General features: G+C 64.7%; 15 protein-coding genes, 1 tRNA gene and 1 pseudogene. 15 read left to right on the forward strand and 2 right to left on the reverse strand.

Annotated features, from left to right (window positions below; translation table 11 throughout):
• The 10 genes and pseudogenes from tuf to rpoC all read left to right on the forward strand — a co-directional run.
• A pseudogene (gene tuf / locus VGV37_RS12395) lies at positions 1–142 on the forward strand (elongation factor Tu); the annotation flags it as partial.
• A 103-nt stretch (positions 143–245) separates the two neighbouring features.
• A tRNA-Trp gene (locus VGV37_RS12400) sits at positions 246–321 on the forward strand.
• 72 nt (positions 322–393) lie between these two features.
• Positions 394–591 carry a preprotein translocase subunit SecE gene (gene secE, locus VGV37_RS12405; protein ID WP_326879990.1) on the forward strand — a complete coding sequence of 66 codons (198 nt, stop codon included), beginning with the start codon at positions 394–396 and terminating at the stop codon, positions 589–591.
• A gap of 5 nt (positions 592–596) precedes the next feature.
• A complete protein-coding gene (nusG, locus tag VGV37_RS12410; protein ID WP_326879991.1) occupies positions 597–1,130 on the forward strand; it encodes a transcription termination/antitermination protein NusG in 534 nt (177 codons plus the stop codon).
• A 144-nt stretch (positions 1,131–1,274) separates the two neighbouring features.
• Entirely contained in the window at positions 1,275–1,709 is a 435-nt protein-coding gene (gene rplK, locus VGV37_RS12415) for a 50S ribosomal protein L11 (RefSeq protein ID WP_326879992.1), read from the forward strand.
• 3 nt (positions 1,710–1,712) lie between these two features.
• Positions 1,713–2,411, forward strand: a complete 699-nt coding sequence (rplA, locus tag VGV37_RS12420; protein ID WP_326879993.1) for a 50S ribosomal protein L1 — start codon at positions 1,713–1,715, stop codon at positions 2,409–2,411.
• A gap of 365 nt (positions 2,412–2,776) precedes the next feature.
• Positions 2,777–3,295 (forward strand): 50S ribosomal protein L10, encoded by a 519-nt coding sequence (gene rplJ, locus VGV37_RS12425; protein ID WP_326879994.1) that lies wholly within the window; start codon positions 2,777–2,779, stop codon positions 3,293–3,295.
• 45 nt (positions 3,296–3,340) lie between these two features.
• The gene (gene rplL / locus VGV37_RS12430) at positions 3,341–3,718 is read left to right on the forward strand and encodes a 50S ribosomal protein L7/L12 (protein ID WP_326879995.1); all 378 of its coding nucleotides are present in this window, start codon (positions 3,341–3,343) and stop codon (positions 3,716–3,718) included.
• A gap of 258 nt (positions 3,719–3,976) precedes the next feature.
• Complete coding sequence (gene rpoB, locus VGV37_RS12435; protein ID WP_326879996.1) at positions 3,977–8,143, forward strand: DNA-directed RNA polymerase subunit beta; 4,167 nt, start codon at positions 3,977–3,979, stop codon at positions 8,141–8,143.
• A gap of 115 nt (positions 8,144–8,258) precedes the next feature.
• On the forward strand, positions 8,259–12,419 hold the full coding sequence (rpoC, locus tag VGV37_RS12440; RefSeq protein ID WP_326879997.1) for a DNA-directed RNA polymerase subunit beta': 4,161 nt from the start codon (positions 8,259–8,261) through the stop codon (positions 12,417–12,419).
• Positions 12,420–12,495: 76 nt separating this feature from the next.
• Here rpoC and VGV37_RS12445 read toward each other — a convergent pair whose 3' ends face one another.
• A complete protein-coding gene (locus VGV37_RS12445; RefSeq protein ID WP_326879998.1) occupies positions 12,496–13,257 on the reverse strand; it encodes a substrate-binding periplasmic protein in 762 nt (253 codons plus the stop codon).
• Between the two features lie 160 nt (positions 13,258–13,417).
• Positions 13,418–14,230, reverse strand: a complete 813-nt coding sequence (locus VGV37_RS12450; protein ID WP_326879999.1) for an alpha/beta fold hydrolase — start codon at positions 14,228–14,230, stop codon at positions 13,418–13,420.
• A gap of 233 nt (positions 14,231–14,463) precedes the next feature.
• Between VGV37_RS12450 and VGV37_RS12455 the strand changes: the two genes are divergently transcribed.
• The 5 genes from VGV37_RS12455 to VGV37_RS12475 all read left to right on the forward strand — a co-directional run.
• Positions 14,464–15,312, forward strand: coding sequence for an oxidoreductase (locus VGV37_RS12455; RefSeq protein WP_326880000.1), 849 nt, complete (start codon positions 14,464–14,466; stop codon positions 15,310–15,312).
• 365 nt (positions 15,313–15,677) lie between these two features.
• Complete coding sequence (rpsL, locus tag VGV37_RS12460) at positions 15,678–16,049, forward strand: 30S ribosomal protein S12 (protein WP_189048974.1); 372 nt, start codon at positions 15,678–15,680, stop codon at positions 16,047–16,049.
• A gap of 24 nt (positions 16,050–16,073) precedes the next feature.
• A complete protein-coding gene (rpsG, locus tag VGV37_RS12465; RefSeq protein ID WP_326880002.1) occupies positions 16,074–16,544 on the forward strand; it encodes a 30S ribosomal protein S7 in 471 nt (156 codons plus the stop codon).
• Positions 16,545–16,566: 22 nt separating this feature from the next.
• Entirely contained in the window at positions 16,567–17,757 is a 1,191-nt protein-coding gene (locus VGV37_RS12470; protein ID WP_326880003.1) for a GTP-binding protein, read from the forward strand.
• A 24-nt stretch (positions 17,758–17,781) separates the two neighbouring features.
• Positions 17,782–17,940 (forward strand): GTP-binding protein (locus VGV37_RS12475; protein ID WP_326879684.1); only part of this gene is annotated, 159 nt, incomplete at its 3' end.

The following is a 17,940-nucleotide window of genomic DNA, read 5'->3' on the forward strand; positions in this document are numbered from 1 at the left end:
CGAGATGGTGATGCCGGGCGACAACGTGGCGATGGACGTCGAGCTGATCGCGCCGATCGCCATGGACGAAGGTCTGCGCTTCGCGATCCGTGAAGGCGGCCGCACCGTCGGTGCCGGCGTCGTCTCCTCGATCCAGAAGTAGCTAGCCAAAGGGCGGGAAACCGCCTATAACACCCGACCGGCCGGTGCAGTGCAATGGGCGAACCCCTTGTGTTGCGCCGGTCGGCTCGGTGTTCCGGGCCTGGAGGAGCGTAGCTCAATTGGTAGAGCACCGGTCTCCAAAACCGGGGGTTGTGGGTTCGAGTCCCCCCGCTCCTGCCAGCCCAGAGTTTGGATTTTTCCGCCACGGGGCAACCCGTGGTGTTGCGTTTCTGGATGGTCTGATCAGGTACCATGGCTAAAACGAGCCCGGCAGAGTTTGTGCGGCAGGTCCGTCAGGAGGTGACGAAAGTCTCCTGGCCCACCCGCAAAGAGACCTCCGTGACGACCGTCATGGTGTTTGTCATGGTGTTCGTCGCCGCCACCTTCTTCTTCACGGTCGATCAGCTCCTGTCGCAAGGCGTGCGCTGGATCCTGAGCCTGGGAGCCTGAGTTTAATGGCGCATCGTTGGTACGTGCTGCACGTCTATTCGGGCTTCGAGAAGAAGGTCGCCCAGTCGATCCGCGAACAGGCGGACCAGAAGGGCATGACCGATTTCTTCGCCGAAATCCTGGTGCCGACCGAAGAGGTTCAGGAAGTGAAGCGCGGGTCGAAGATTTCGACCGAGCGGAAGTTCTTCCCGGGCTACGTCCTCCTGAAGATGGATCTGACGGACGACACCTGGCACTTGGTCAAGAACACGCCCAAGGTCACCGGGTTCCTCGGTGGCAAGGGCTTGCGCCCGGCGCCGATCACCGAAGCCGAAGCGACCCGCATCATGAAGCAGGTCCAGGAAGGCATCGAGCGTCCGAAGCGGTCGATCGTCTACGAGATCGGCGATCAGGTGCGTGTGTGCGACGGTCCGTTCACCTCGTTCAACGGTCTCGTGGAAGAGGTCGACGAGGAGAAGGGCCGCCTGAAGGTCGCCGTCTCGATCTTCGGCCGCGCCACGCCCGTCGACTTGGAATACTCCCAGGTCGAGAAGGTGTGAAGAACCTTTTGTGAATTCGACGCGTCGGTCCTGCAAAGGACCGGCGCGCCGTTCCGCTTGGCGGGTCCGCCCCTCCAGGCACAAACCGCGCGGGAGGCCGGCCATGGCCGTACCGCGCTTCGCTCTCCAAAGGGGTGAGTTGAATTGGCAAAGAAGATTGTCGGCTATATCAAGCTGCAGGTGCCGGCGGGCAAGGCTAACCCGTCTCCGCCGATCGGTCCGGCGCTGGGTCAGCGCGGCCTGAACATCATGCAGTTCTGCAAGGATTTCAACGCGAAGACCCAGGGCCTCGAGCCGGGCATGCCGATCCCCGTCGTCATCACCGCCTATGGCGACCGTTCGTTCACGTTCGTCACCAAGTCGCCGCCGAACACCTACTTCCTGAAGAAGGCCGCCGGCATCGACAAGGGCACGCAGACGCCGGGCAAGGGCGCCAAGGTCGGTAAGGTGACCATGGCCCAGATCCGCGAGATCGCCGAGAAGAAGATGGCCGATCTCAATGCCAAGGACCTCGAAGGTGCCTGTTCGATGCTGGTCGGTTCGGCCCGCTCGATGGGCATCGAAGTCGTGGGGGAATAAGTCATGGCTTTCGTTGGCAAGCGTCTGAAGGCCGGTAAGGCCACGATCGACCGTACCGAGGCCTACGCCCTCGACAAGGCGATCGATCTCGTGAAGTCGAACGCGACCTCGAAGTTCGACGAGACCGTCGAGATCTCGATGAACCTCGGCATCGATCCCCGCAAGGCGGACCAGAACCTGCGCGGCACCGTGCTGCTGCCGAACGGCACCGGCAAGACGCTGCGCGTCGCCGTGTTCGCCCGTGGCGACAAGGCCAAGGAGGCTGAGGCCGCCGGCGCCGACATCGTCGGTGCGGAAGACCTGGCCGAGAAGATCCAGGCCGGCGTCATGGATTTCGACCGCTGCATCGCGACCCCGGACATGATGGTCCTGGTCGGCCGCCTCGGCAAGGTGCTGGGCCCCCGCGGCCTGATGCCGAACCCGAAGCTGGGCACGGTCACGGTCAACGTGGGCGAAGCCGTCAAGGCGGCCAAGGGCGGCCAGGTCGAGTTCCGCGCCGAGAAGGCCGGTATCGTCCATGCAGGCATCGGCAAGGCCAGCTTCGGCGCCCAGCAGCTCGCCGAGAACGTGCGCGCCTTCGTCGGTGCCATCAATCGCGCGAAGCCGACCGGTGCCAAGGGCACGTATATCAAGAAGGTCTCGCTCAGCTCGACCATGGGCCCCGGGCTCAAGGTCGAACTGTCGAGCGTGGCGTCCGAATAAGGCGCCTCTCGAATTCCCGGATGGGCTCGCCCGTCCGGGTCTACCGGCAAGCAAGGCTTCGGTCGCCCTCGGGCACCAGGGCCGCGCTTGCCTAACCTGTCCGAGATTGCGGGTGTCCGCGGCGTACGTGAGCCAACGACCTAAGACCCTTCGTCAAACGAGGGTGCCGGTATGAGACGGGAGTTAGACGATCGCGATTTCATCGTTCCGTTCCAGCGGGCGGCGGATGAGCGGCCGGTAAGACTTCTGGGACAGGCGAACCGGGTTCGCCAGGGGCTGATGCCTCGACGCGGACCCTCGTGCAAACGTCCCGGCACGCCAGACGATCCCGTCTGACGATTCCGGGGCTAGGTCGGAGACGAGCAGTGGACCGCTCTTCAAAAGAAAAGCTGGTCGGCGATCTGCATGGGGCCCTGTCGGCCACGTCCTGCCTCGTCGTTACCCATCAGACCGGCCTCACGGCCGCTGAAGTGACGGCGTTGCGGAGCAACATGCGGGCTGCCGGATGCAGCTTCAAAGTGACGAAGAACCGGCTCGCGCGTCTCGCCCTCGCAGGCACGAAGTTCGAGCATCTTTCGCCGATGTTCACGGGTCCTACGGCAATTGCCTATTCGAAGGATCCCGTGGCGGCGGCGAAGGTCGCGGTCGAGTTCGCCAGTAAGAATGACAAGCTGACCATCATCGGGGGTGCCCTCGATCATGCGAAGCTGGACGCCAATGGCGTCAAGGCGCTCGCGACCATGCCTTCTCTCGACGAGCTGCGCGGCAAGCTTCTGGGTTTGCTGCAGGCTCCCGCGACGAAGATAGCCGGTGTGCTTCAGGCACCGGCCGGCCAGCTCGCACGGGTTATCAATGCCTACGCGACCAAGGGCGAAGCCGCCTGAGCTTTATTTCTCATTCGAAACGAACCAAATCCCCGGAGTATTATCATGGCCGATCTCGGCAAGCTGGTTGACGAACTCTCGAGCCTCACCGTCATCGAAGCGGCGAATCTCTCGAAGCTGTTGGAAGAGAAGTGGGGCGTCAGCGCCGCCGCTCCGGTCGCGGTCGCCGCGGCTGGTGGCGCCGCCGTTGCCGCCGCTCCGGTCGAAGAGCAGACGGAATTCACCGTCACGCTGACCGAAGCGGGCGAGAAGAAGATCAACGTCATCAAGGAAGTGCGCGCGATCACCGGCCTGGGCCTCAAGGAAGCCAAGGACCTGGTCGAAGCGGCTCCGAAGGCCGTCAAGGAAGGCGTCAGCAAGGACGAAGCTGCGAAGATCAAGAAGCAGCTCGAAGAGGCCGGCGCCAAGGTCGAGGTCAAGTAATCTCCTTGGCCCCTCTGCGCTTACCGGTGTCTGACCGGCGCTTCGGCGCCGGCCCGATATCGGGCTGACAAGAGCAAGTTCCAGCCGGTCGTCGCGCTCCTGCGGCGGCCGGCTGAAGCCGTTTCTCGGAGATCGTCTCCAGCGGCACGACAGAGAATTTGGATCGAACGGCGCGGCGCCCATCCGGGTAGCACGCGACGAACGACCCCAGACGCGGCGCCGGCTCGTTGGCCGGCGGTCCAACCACGAGAGGCTTTCATGGCTAAGTCCTTCACGGGTCGCAAGCGCATCCGCAAGAGCTTCGGGCGTATTCCCGAGGTCGCGCCGATGCCGAATCTGATCGAGGTGCAGAAAAGCTCCTACGATCACTTCCTGCAGATGGGGGTAGCACCCGAGGACCGTAAGGCCGTCGGCATCCAGGAAGTCTTCAAATCGGTCTTCCCGATCAAGGACTTCTCCGACCGCGCCCAGCTCGAGTTCGTGCGCTACGAACTCGAAGCACCGAAATACGACGTCGAGGAATGCCAGCAACGCGGCATCACCTTCGCGGCACCCCTCAAGGTGACGCTGCGCCTGGTCGTCTGGGATGTCGACGAGGATACGGGCGCGCGCTCGATCCGCGACATCAAGGAACAGGACGTCTACATGGGCGACATGCCGCTCATGACCAAGAACGGCACGTTCATCATCAACGGCACCGAGCGCGTCATCGTTTCGCAGATGCATCGCAGCCCGGGCGTGTTCTTCGACCATGACAAGGGCAAGACGCATTCGTCGGGCAAGTACCTGTTCGCCGCCCGCGTCATCCCCTATCGCGGCTCGTGGCTCGATTTCGAATTCGACGCCAAGGATCATGTCTACGTCCGCATCGATCGCCGCCGCAAGCTGCCGGCGACGACCCTGCTGCTGGCGCTCTACGACCAGGCGACCGAGGGTTACCTGGCCGAGTGCGCCGCCGACGGCAAGACGCCAGACCGCGCGCACATCACGGGCATGACGAAGGAGGAGGTACTCTCCTACTTCTACGACATCAACCCGTTCCGCCGCACGGCCAACGGCTGGGCGACCGCGTTCGATCCGAACCGCTTCAAGGGCGGCGGCAAGCTGGCGGCCGACCTCAAGGACGCCAAGACCGGCGAAGTGCGCGCCGAGGCCGGCGCCAAGATGACGCCGCGGCTCGCCCGCAAGCTCAAGGAAGACGGGCTCGACGAGGTCCTGGTCGCCGACGAGGAACTGATCAGCCAGTACCTGGCCGAGGACGTCATCAACACGACGACCGGCGAGATCTATGCCGAGGCCGGCGACGAGATCAGCCCGCAGCTGCTCGAACTGTTGACCGACATCGGCATCACCGAGCTGCCGGCGCTGGCGATCGATCATCTGAACGTGGGCGCCTACATGCGCAACACGCTGATGATCGACAAGAACCAGACCCGCGAAGACGCGCTCATCGACATCTACCGCGTCATGCGCCCGGGCGAGCCGCCGACACTGGAGACGGCCGAGGCGCTGTTCAAGGGCCTGTTCTTCGACAGCGAGCGCTACGACCTGTCGGCCGTGGGCCGCGTCAAGATGAACTCGCGCCTGAACCAGAAGACCGAGGACACGATCCGCGTGCTCCGCAAGGAGGACATCCTCGCCATCCTCAAGGTCCTGGTCGACCTCAAGGACGGCCGGGGCGAGATCGACGACATCGACCATCTCGGCAATCGCCGCGTGCGGTCGGTCGGCGAACTCATGGAGAACCAGTACCGCGTCGGCCTTTTGCGCATGGAGCGGGCGATCCGCGAGCGCATGAGCTCGGTCGAGATCGACACGGTCATGCCGCACGACCTGATCAACGCCAAGCCGGCGGCGGCGGCGGTCCGTGAATTCTTCGGCTCCTCGCAGCTGTCGCAATTCATGGATCAGACCAACCCGCTGTCGGAAATCACCCACAAGCGCCGCCTGTCGGCGCTCGGGCCCGGCGGCCTGACCCGCGAGCGTGCCGGCTTCGAAGTCCGCGACGTGCATCCGACCCACTACGGCCGCATCTGCCCGATCGAGACGCCGGAAGGCCCGAATATCGGCCTGATCAACTCGCTGGCGACGTATGCTCGCGTCAACCCGTACGGTTTCATCGAGAGCCCGTACCGCAAGGTGGTCGACGGCATCATCACCGACGAGGTCATCTACCTCTCGGCGATGGAAGAGGGCCGCTATTCGATCGCCCAGGCGAACACTCCGGTCGACGACAAGAACCTGGTGCTGGCCGACCTCACCAATTGCCGCAAGAACGGCGATTTCGTGATGGCGCGTCCGCAGGACATCGACTTCGTCGACGTCTCGCCAAAGCAGCTCGTGTCCGTGGCCGCGGCGCTCATCCCGTTCCTCGAGAACGACGATGCGAACCGCGCGCTGATGGGCTCGAACATGCAGCGCCAGGCCGTGCCCCTCATCCGCGCCGAGGCGCCGCTTGTCGGCACCGGCATGGAAGAGACGGTGGCGCGCGATTCGGGCGTCACCATCGTGACCAAGCGCTCAGGCGTGGTCGATCAGGTCGATGCGACCCGTATCGTCATCCGGGCGTTCGAGAATGATGCGGCCTCGACCGGCGTCGACATCTACAACCTGCTGAAGTTCCAGCGCTCGAACCAGAACACCTGCATCACCCAGCGTCCGCTGGTTCGGGTCGGTGACGTGGTTCAGGCCGGCGACATCATTGCCGACGGTCCGTCGACCCAGCTGGGCGAACTGGCGCTCGGCCGGAACGTACTCGTCGCCTTCATGCCGTGGAATGGCTACAACTTCGAAGATTCGATCCTGATCAATGAACGGATCGTGTCGGAAGACGTGTTCACCTCGATCCACATCGAGGAATTCGAGGTGATGGCCCGCGATACCAAGCTGGGCCAGGAAGAAATCACCCGCGACATTCCGAACGTCGGCGAAGAGCAGCTGAAGAACCTCGACGAAGCCGGCATCGTCTATATCGGTGCCGAGGTGAAGGCGGGTGACATTCTGGTGGGCAAGGTGACGCCGAAGGGCGAATCGCCGATGACTCCGGAAGAGAAGCTGCTGCGCGCCATCTTCGGCGAAAAGGCGTCCGACGTGCGCGACACGTCGCTGCGCCTGCCGCCGGGCGTCTCGGGCACGATCGTCGAAGTCCGTGTCTTCTCGCGCCGCGGCGTCGACAAGGACGAGCGCGCGCTCGCCATCGAGCGGGCGGAAATCGAGCGTCTGGCCAAGGATCGCGACGACGAGCGGACCATCATCGAGCGCAGCTTCTACGCTCGCCTGAAGGAACTGGTCGTCGGCCACGAGGCGGTTTCGGGCCCGAAGGGCATGAAGTCCGGCTCGATGATCGACGAGGCGCTGCTGGCCGAGTTCACGCAAGGCCAGTGGAAGCAATTCACCATCCGCGACGACGCCCGCATGGCCGACGTCGAGGCGCTGAAGAAGCAGATGGAGCGGGCCGAAGAGGTGCTCCAGGAACGCTTCGAGAGCAAGGTCGAGAAGCTGCAGCGCGGCGACGAGCTGCCGCCGGGCGTCATGAAGATGGTCAAGGTCTTCGTGGCGGTGAAGCGCAAGCTTCAGCCGGGCGACAAGATGGCCGGCCGGCATGGCAACAAGGGCGTGATCTCCAAGATCATGCCGTCGGAAGACATGCCGTACCTCGCCGACGGCCGTCCGGTCGACATCTGCCTCAACCCGCTGGGCGTGCCGTCGCGCATGAACGTCGGCCAGATCCTCGAGACGCATCTGGGCTGGGCTTCGGCCGGCCTCGGTCGCCAGATCGGCGAGATGCTGGTGCAGGTCCAGAAGAACAACGACCTGCAGCCGCTGCGCGATCTGCTGGACGGCATCTACACGAAGGAAGAGGACAGCTCGACCGTCGCTGAGATGAACGACGTCCAGCTGAAGGAACTGGCGCATAACCTGAAGCCGGGCGTGCCGATGGCATCGCCGGTGTTCGACGGCGCGCGCGAGGAGGACATCAACGCGATGCTCCGCCAGGCGGGTCTCGACACGTCGGGCCAGGTGACGCTGACGGACGGCCGGACCGGCGAGCAGTTCGATCGCAAGGTCACGGTCGGCTACATCTACATGCTGAAGCTGCACCATCTCGTGGACGACAAGATCCACGCCCGGTCGATCGGCCCCTACAGCCTCGTCACCCAGCAGCCGCTGGGCGGCAAGGCGCAGTTCGGCGGCCAGCGGTTCGGCGAAATGGAGGTGTGGGCCCTCGAAGCCTACGGCGCCGCCTATACGTTGCAGGAGATGCTGACGGTGAAGTCGGACGACGTGTCCGGCCGCACCAAGGTCTACGAAGCGATCGTCCGAGGCGACGACAACTTCGAGGCCGGCATCCCGGAATCGTTCAACGTTCTCGTCAAGGAACTGCGTTCGCTCGGACTCAACGTCGAGCTCGACCAGCGCGATTGATCAGAAGACAGTTTAGTCACTCGGCAAGGCAGGCGGCGATACCCATGAACGGTATCGCCGCCCCGGTCCCGGAAACGGACCGGACAATGCCACGGGTCATCAGGAGACATCGTTCATGAACGAGTTGATGAACATCTTCGGCCAGGTCAGCGGCCCGCAGAGCTTCGATCAGATCCGTATCTCGATCGCGAGCCCGGAACGCATTCGGTCCTGGTCGTTCGGCGAGATCAAGAAGCCCGAAACGATCAACTACCGCACCTTCAAGCCGGAGCGGGACGGCCTGTTCTGCGCCCGGATCTTCGGGCCGATCAAGGACTACGAGTGCCTGTGCGGCAAGTACAAGCGCATGAAGTACCGCGGCATCATCTGCGAGAAGTGCGGCGTCGAAGTCACGCTCTCGAAGGTGCGCCGCGATCGCATGGGCCATATCGAGCTGGCCTCGCCGGTCGCCCACATCTGGTTCCTGAAGTCGTTGCCGAGCCGCATCGGCCTGCTGCTCGACATGACGCTCAAGGACCTGGAGCGGATTCTCTATTTCGAGAATTACGTGGTGATCGAGCCGGGCCTGACCTCGCTCAAGCTACACCAGCTCCTCAACGAAGAGGAGTTCATCAAGGCGCAGGAAGATTTCGGCGAGGACACGTTCACCGCCAAGATCGGCGCCGAAGCCTTGAAGGACATGCTCTCCGCCATCAATCTGGAGGAAGAGCTCGAGACTTTGCGCGTCGACCTCAAGGAGACCAACTCCGAGGCGCGCCGCAAGAAGCTCGTGAAGCGGCTGAAGCTGGTCGAGGCGTTCGTCGAGTCCAATTCGCGTCCGGAATGGATGATCCTGGAAGTCGTCCCGGTCATCCCGCCGGAACTGCGCCCGCTCGTCCCGTTGGACGGCGGCCGGTTCGCGACGTCGGATCTGAACGATCTCTATCGCCGCGTCATCAACCGCAACAACCGTCTGAAGCGCCTCATTGAGCTGCGTGCCCCCGACATCATCGTGCGCAATGAAAAGCGCATGCTGCAGGAGGCGGTCGACGCCCTGTTCGACAACGGCCGTCGCGGCCGCGTCATCACCGGCGCCAACAAGCGTCCGCTGAAGTCGCTCTCGGACATGCTCAAGGGCAAGCAGGGCCGGTTCCGTCAGAACCTGCTCGGCAAGCGCGTCGACTATTCCGGCCGCTCGGTGATCGTCGTCGGCCCTGAGCTCAAGCTGCACCAGTGCGGGCTGCCCAAGAAGATGGCGCTCGAGCTGTTCAAGCCGTTCATCTATTCCAAGCTCGAGCTCTACGGCCTCGCCTCGACCATCAAGGCGGCCAAGCGCATGGTCGAGAAGGAGCGTCCGGAGGTCTGGGATATCCTCGAAGAGGTCATCCGCGAACATCCGGTCATGCTGAACCGTGCGCCCACCCTGCATCGTCTGGGCATCCAGGCGTTCGAGCCGACCCTGATCGAGGGCAAGGCGATCCAGCTGCATCCGCTGGTCTGCACCGCCTTCAACGCCGACTTCGACGGCGACCAGATGGCGGTCCACGTGCCGCTGTCGCTGGAAGCCCAGCTCGAAGCGCGCGTGCTGATGATGTCGACCAACAACATCCTGTCGCCGGCGTCGGGCAAGCCGATCATCGTGCCGTCGCAGGACATCGTGCTCGGCCTCTACTACATCTCCATGATCCGCCCCGGCGAAAAGGGCGAGGGCATGGTGTTCCGCGACATGGCGGAAGTGACCCAGGCGATCGATTCCAAGCAGGTCTCGCTCCATGCCATGGTCCGGGCGCGCGTTCCGCACCTCAAGGACGGCAAGAAGGTCATCGGCGTCATCGACACCACGCCGGGTCGCCTGCTGATGCAGGAGATCCTGCCGAATTCGAACCTGATGGGCTTCGAGCTGGTGAACAAGCTCCTGACCAAGAAGGAGATCACCAACGTCATCGACCACGTCTATCGCCACTGCGGCCAGAAAGAGACGGTCATCTTCTGCGACCGCTTGATGGGCCTCGGTTTCCACCAGGCGTTCAAGGCGGGCATCTCGTTCGGCAAGGACGACCTGATCGTCCCGGCCGCCAAGGCCGAGCTGGTCCAGTCGGCCCAGGACAAGGTCAAGGAATACGAGCAGCAGTACCTCGACGGCCTGATCACTCAGGGCGAGAAGTACAACAAGGTGGTCGACGTGTGGTCGAGCTGCACCGAAAAGGTCGCGGACGAGATGATGAAGGTCATCCGCACGCCGACCCCGGGCCAGCCGATCAACGCGGTCTGGATGATGTCCGACTCCGGTGCCCGCGGTTCCGCGGCCCAGATCAAGCAGCTTGCCGGCATGCGCGGCCTGATGGCCAAGCCGTCCGGCGAGATCATCGAGACGCCGATCATCTCGAACTTCAAGGAAGGCCTCACCGTTCTCGAGTACTTCAACTCGACCCATGGTGCGCGTAAGGGCTTGGCCGACACCGCCTTGAAGACGGCGAACTCCGGCTACCTGACCCGTCGTCTCGTCGACGTGGCGCAGGATGCGATCATCACCGAGCATGATTGCGGCACGACCCAGGGCCTGACGGTCCGCGCGGTCGTCGAGGGCGGCGAGATCATCGCCCCCTTGAGCGATCGGATCCTCGGCCGCACGGTCGCGACCGACCTGGTCGACCCGATCTCGGGCGAGATGGTCGTTCCGGCCGGCGAGCTGGTGGTCGAAGCCACGCTCGAGCGCGTCGAGCGGTCAGGCATCGATACGGTGCATATCCGTTCGGTGCTGACCTGCGAGACCCGCAACGGCGTGTGCGCATTGTGCTACGGGCGCGATCTCGCCCGCGGCACCATGGTGAACATGGGCGAAGCGGTCGGCGTCATCGCGGCGCAGTCGATCGGCGAGCCGGGCACGCAGCTGACCATGCGCACCTTCCATATCGGCGGTGCCGTGCAGCGCGGCGCCGAAGTGTCGTCGGTCGAGGCCGCATTCGACAGCAAGGTCCGCATCAAGAACCGCAACGTGGTCATCAACTCGTCCGGCGTGCCGGTCGTGATGGGGCGCAATTGCGAGCTGACCCTGCTGGACGAAGTGGGTCGCGAAAAGGCCCGCCATCGCGTTCCGTACGGTGCCAAGCTGCTGGCGGACGAGGGTGCGCAGGTCAAGAAGGGCGATAAGCTGGCCGAGTGGGATCCGTACACCATTCCGATCATCACCGAGAAGGATGGTGTCGCCCATTACGTCGATCTGATCGAGGGCACTTCGGTGCGCGAGATCGTCGACGAGGCGACCGGCATCGCGTCCAAGGTCGTGATCGACTGGAAGCAGCAGCCGCGCGGCAACGACCTGAAGCCCCGCATCACGCTCCGCGATGCGGCCGGCGAAGCTCTCGTGCTCGGCAACGGGCTCGAGGCGCGCTACTTCATGTCGGTCGACGCGATCCTGTCGGTCGAGAACCGCTCGGATGTCCGGGCTGGCGACGTGCTGGCTCGTATTCCCCGCGAAAGCTCGAAGACGCGTGACATCACCGGTGGTCTGCCGCGTGTGGCCGAGCTGTTCGAGGCGCGCAAGCCGAAGGACTTCGCGATCATCAGCGAGTGCGATGGTCGGGTCGAGTTCGGCAAGGATTACAAGACCAAGCGCCGCATCATGGTCATCCCGACGGAAGAGGGTGCAGCGCCGGTCGAGTACCTGATCCCGAAGGGCAAGCATATCTCCGTGCAGGAAGGCGACTTCGTGCTCAAGGGCGATCTGCTGATGGACGGCAACCCGGTGCCCCATGACATCCTGAGCATTCTCGGTGTCGAGGCCCTGGCGAACTATCTCATCAACGAGATCCAGGAGGTCTATCGTCTGCAGGGCGTGAAGATCAACGACAAGCACATCGAGGTCATCGTTCGCCAGATGCTGCAGAAGATCGAGATCGACGAACCCGGCGACACGACGTTCCTGGTCGGCGAGCAGATCGATCGCGGCGACTTCGAGGAAGAGAACCGCAAGGCCGAAAAGCTCGAAGGCCGTGCGGCTCGTGGCCGGCCGGTGCTCCAGGGCATCACCAAGGCCAGCCTGCAGACCAAGTCGTTCATCTCGGCGGCTTCGTTCCAGGAGACTACCCGCGTCCTCACCGAGGCGGCGGTCTCGGGCCGGGTCGACGGGCTGGTCGGCCTCAAGGAGAACGTCATCGTCGGCCGCCTCATCCCGGCCGGTACGGGCAGCGTCATGGCGCACTGGCGGGAAATTGCCGCCCAGCGCGACAAGGAACTGGCCGACGCCGCCTCGGCCAACGACGGCACGACGATCGCGACGAGCAAGAACGTCGCCTAATTCCGGCGGCTAGAAATGGTGAAGCCCGCGCGCTCCGGAAGGAGGGCGCGGGCTTCGTCGTTTGTGGATGCCCGGTTCAGAGACCGATCAGTGCCGCCAAATCCGCCGAGCTGGCCGCCGCCGCGCGGTCGATCCGATCCGCGATGGCCGCGGCATCCGGGTGGCTGCGGCGGATGCCGAAGCGGAACAGCGCCGGCGCCGGCGGCCGCAACGGCGCGCCTTCGATCGCATTTTCCAGGCCGAGCGTGTGGAGCATCCGCGCCATCGGCACGCGAAAGCCGAACATGATGTCGCCACCGCCGGCGCCGAGCCGGCGAACGCAGTCGTCGGGGAGTTGGCATCGGCCGACGACCGCCTCGGCCGGCACGTTCGCCGCGATCCAGCCGTCGGCGATGTAGCCCAGCACCCCCAGGCCGCTGATCTCGCGCGGATTGAGCCCGGCACGCAGGCGGGGTGCATCGCTGCGATCGCGACGAAAGTAGACTTGCATCTCGTCCTGCAGCAACGGCGTCCGGGCGAAGATCATTTCCCGCTCCCGCTCTTCGGTCCACAGGGTCACCAGCGCGTCCGCCGCGCCGGTGCGCACCATCTCCTGTGCCCTTGCCCAGGGATACGCGAGGCAGCGTACCGACAGTTGGGCACGCGCCGCGACCAGGCGCAGGGCGTCGGGCAGGATGCCCGAAACGCTTCCGTCCGGCTCGCCCACGCTGAAGGGCGGTGCGGACGAATGGAAGACGGCGGTGATCGACTCCGCAGCGAGGGCGGCAGTCCGGGCAAACGATGCGACCGCTCCGGCCGAAGCGGCACCGATGACCAATGAGCGTCTGGAAATGGCCATACTGTCCCGATCCTCCCGACCTCGGCCGAACTGGCCATGGTCCGGCAGGGCGCCGATCATCGCCGGTCGGTCGTTTGCTTGCAACCGGCCGAACACGAAGAATCCGACATAAGCCCGTCTTGAGGATCGCCCGACGAGGGTCCCGTGCGTTTGCGGGCCGTCAGTCCGCCATGGCGATGCCCAGGAACGACCGCACGACATCCGCCAGCAAAGGTGACGACAGAGGATCGTAGTGCGTCTGCGCCGGCAGGATCGCGAGGCGGGACGCAGGCAGGCCGGAGCCGTCCCAGCCGCCGTCCTTCCTGCCGCCGCCCAGCAGCGCGAAGAACTCGACCGCATGGGACGGGGAAAAGGAATCCCCATCGCCGGCGACGAACAGCGTAGGCGCCCGGATCGCTGCGACCTCCTGTGTCCAGTCATAATCCCGCGTCAGCAGTTCCTTGAGCTTGACGTGCAGCGTCGGCCAGTCGTCCGGCCTCGGCGCCAGGGCGGCATAGTTCCGATAGAGCGGCGTGGGCTTCATCATCTCGGCCGTGGCGGGTCCCAACTGTGCCATGCCGGCGAGGATCTCGGGATACCAGGCCGCCCTCCGGAACGGTGTCGAGACGAGGACGAGCCGTCGCACGATATCCGCACGCCGGATCGCGACCTGCAGTGCGGTGCCGCCGCCCAGTGAATAGCCGAGCAGATCGGCCCGCGCGATGCCGAGGGAGCGCAAAGCGTCGGCGACGTCGTCCGCCATCAACCCGTAACGGAGCGGGCGGTCGATGTCGGCAGTGCGGCCATGGGCCTGCAGGTCGAAGGCGATCACCTGGCGCTCGGCCGCGAGCGCCGGCACCAGGGCGGCGAACGTTCCGGTGGACCCCATGCCGCCATGGAGCAGGACGAGCGGCTCACCGGTCCCGGTGATTTCATAGTACATGTCGAGGCCGTTGACCGGAACATAGCCGGTCTGGGAAACGCTGATCGTCATGGTCGTCCTTTCCAAGGCTACGCATGCCATGCACACGGGCTCTCCTGTAAGACGAACCACGTCTCCGCGTCCCGACATACGGGCTCGAACTTTCCAAGTGAGCGAGCTGCGACCATCTGACCGTCGGCCGCTCTCGGTTTTCTGTCGCACTTCCGGTGAAAACTCAGAAAGCTGACCCATCGATCGTCGGCGATCCTGCCGTCGGCGCGTTCCCCCAATTCAGGATTTCGCCCATGGCTTCCGAAACCTCCCCCGTCTGGTTCATCACCGGCTGCTCGACCGGCTTCGGCCTCGAGCTGGCCCAGGCCGTGCTCGCGCGCGGCTGGCGCGCCGTCGTCACCGCGCGCGACAAGTCCAAGCTGGCCGACCTGGTCGAAGGCACCAAGGATCGCGCCCTGGCGCTCGATCTCGACGTCACCGTTCCGGCCCAGGTCGCGGCTGCGGTCGCCGCTGCCGAAGCGCGGTTCGGCAGGATCGACGTGCTGGTCAACAATGCCGGCTACGGCTATCAGGCGACGATCGAGGAGGGCGAGGAGGACGAGATCCGCGCCATGTTCGATGCCAACGTGTTCGGCCTGTTCGCGCTGACCCGGGCCGTATTGCCGGGCATGCGGGCACGCCACGGGGGCCACGTCATCAGCCTGTCGTCCCAGGCGGGCTTCATCGGCTTTCCCGGCTCTGGCTATTATGCCGCCACCAAGCACGCGGTCGAGGGCTGGTCGGACGCGCTCGCGGCCGAGGTGAAGCCGCTCGGCATCAAAGTGTCCTGCGTGGCGCCGGGGCCGTTCCGCACGGATTGGGCCGGCCGTTCGCTGCGCCAGACGCCGACCCGGCTGGCCGACTATGAAGCGACGGCCGGCGCGCGCATGAAGAAGACCGCAGAAGTCAGCGGCACCCAGGCGGGCGATCCGGCGCGGGCCGCCCAGGCGATGATCCGCCTCGCGGAGGAAGCGAACCCGCCGCGCCACCTGGTGCTGGGCGCCATCGCCGTCAACGGCGTCACGGCCAAGCTGAAGGAGCGGCTGGCCGAGATCGAATCCTGGCGCGAGCTCGGTGTCGGAACGGACTTTCCGCAGGATTAGGGGCTGCGGACAGACCGTCGGGTGCAGTAAATCGAGCGCGACTCGCGAGTCGTCCCGCACAATCGCGAGTCGTGGCGGCATTGGGTCGAAGTGCTTCCGCGCGATGACAGTCCCCGGTCACTTGCATGGCGCTTTGGCCGCATTCCGCTTGACGGGGCAGGGGTCGCGTAATAGGTTCCGCGAGTTTTCCGAGCTGGCCGTAGGTGCGCCAACCTAAACGCAGCTCAGCGGTACCGTAAAATTGGCGCTGGCCGGCTCCCCCTGGGTGTCGGCGTTTTTGCCTGTGGGTCGCGTACTGTGGTTTGCCATGCCGGCGACGTCGGTTTGCGTCGCTTGGCATTTTTCGTTTTGCAAGGGTGTGATTGATGCCGACCATCAACCAACTGATCCGGAACCCCCGGGCGCCCCAAGTGACCCGTAACAAGGTCCCGGCGCTCGAAGCCTGCCCGCAGAAGCGCGGTGTGTGCACCCGGGTTTATACGACGACCCCGAAGAAGCCGAACTCGGCGCTGCGTAAAGTTGCGCGCGTGCGTCTGACCAACGGCTTCGAGGTGACGAGCTACATTCCCGGCGAAGGCCATAACCTCCAGGAGCACTCGGTCGTCATGATCCGCGGTGGTCGTGTGAAGGATCTTCCCGGCGTTCGCTACCACATCATCCGCGGCACGCTCGACACGCAAGGCGTCAAGGATCGTCGCCAGCGTCGTTCGAAGTACGGCGCGAAGCGGCCCAAGTAAGAATAGTCAGGAAGGAAACCGAGCATGTCGCGTCGTCGCGCAGCGGTTAAGCGGGAAGTTCTGCCGGACGCCAAGTTTGGCGATACCGTGCTGACCAAGTTCATGAACTGCCTGATGTATCAGGGCAAGAAGTCGGTCGCGGAAGCGATCGTCTACACCGCCTTCGATCGCATCGCCAAGCGCTCCGGTCAGGACCCGATCAAGGTGTTCCATGACGCGCTCGCCAACGTTCGTCCGGCTATCGAAGTGCGGTCGCGCCGCGTCGGTGGCGCGACGTACCAGGTGCCGGTCGAGGTCCGCACGGATCGCGGTCAGGCCCTTGCCATCCGCTGGCTGATCGGCTCGTCGCGTTCGCGCAGCGAGAACAGCATGGAAGAGCGCCTGTCGGGCGAGCTCCTCGATGCCTCGAACAACCGCGGCGCGGCTGTGAAGAAGCGCGAAGATACCCACCGTATGGCGGACGCCAATAAGGCGTTCTCCCATTACCGGTGGTAACCCGCTGACGGATCTCCAGCCAATGGCGCGGACCATCCCTCTCGACCGGTATCGGAACATCGGCATCCTGGCGCGCCTGGATGCCGGTCGGACGACGGTCACCGAACGGATCCTGGCGGTCACCGACCGCCCCGATCCGGCGGCGGAGGGAGCCAGGGCCGCGTTGGGATTGCCCGCTTGGGTGGAGCAGGATAACGAACGGCAGATCACGCTCACGTCGGCAGCGACGAGCTGTGTGTGGCAGGATTGCCGGATCACCATCGTCGAACTGTCGGCCGCCGGCCGGAAGGGCGGCGACCGGGCCTTGGGCGTGCTCGACGGTGCGGTGCTGGTGATCGACGGGGCTGTGGCCGTGACGGACGGCGTCGCCGCCTTGTTCGAGGATACCGATGCTCAGGGCCTGGCCCGGCTGGTGTTCGTGAACAAGCTGGATCGCGAGGGTGCCGATCTTTTCGCAGTGGTAGCCGCTATCGCGGCGCGCGGCACGGCGAAGCCGGTGCTGCTGCAGCTGCCGATCGGTGCCGGTGCGGGTTTGAGGGGCATCGTCGACCTGGTCGAGATGCGGGCGACCCTCTGGCGCGATGCCGGCCATGACGCGCTGGCGGAAGAAGTTGAGATCCCGGCGGATCTCCTGGCGGCGGCCGAGGCGGCCCGCGCCGAGATCGGCCTGGCGGTCGGCGAGACGGGTACGGACGTGGCGATGCTGCGTCAGGCGGTCAAGAAGGCGGTGCGGTCGGGCTCGATCGTGCCGGTGCTGTGCGGCTCGGCGTTTCGCAATCGTGGCGTTCGCCGCTTGCTGGACGCGGTCGTGGATTATCTGCCGGCGCCTTCCGATCTGGCGGCGCATGCGGGTGTCGCGGCCGATGGTAACCGGGTTGAGCGGCGCCCGGCGGATGACGAGCCCTTTTCGGGGGTCGCCTTCCAGACGGTCGACGATCCGATGGCGGGTCGCTTGACCTTCGTGCGGATTTATTCGGGCGTCGTGGCTACCGGCGGCAACATGCTGAATTCGGTGACCGCCAGCCCAGAGAAGATCGGCCGTATGGTTCGCATGCATGCGAACCATACGGAAGAAATCAAGGAGGCCCGCGCAGGCGACATCATCGCCCTCGCGGGTCTTGAGCATACCACCACTGGGGACACGCTTTGCGACCCCGACGCCCCGGTGATCCTGGGGCGGATGCCGGCCACGGCCGGGCGCGCAAAGCACTGAAGATTAGGCATCGGAGAACCGGCCATGGCGAAGGCAAAATTCGAGCGGAACAAGCCGCATTGCAACATCGGCACCATCGGTCACGTTGACCATGGCAAGACGTCTTTGACGGCTGCGATCACGAAGGTGTTGGCTGAGTCGGGCGGTGCGACGTTCACCGCGTACGACCAGATCGACAAGGCG

The organism is Aliidongia sp., assembly GCF_035943795.1.
Taxonomy (GTDB): Bacteria; Pseudomonadota; Alphaproteobacteria; order ATCC43930; family CGMCC-115725; genus Aliidongia.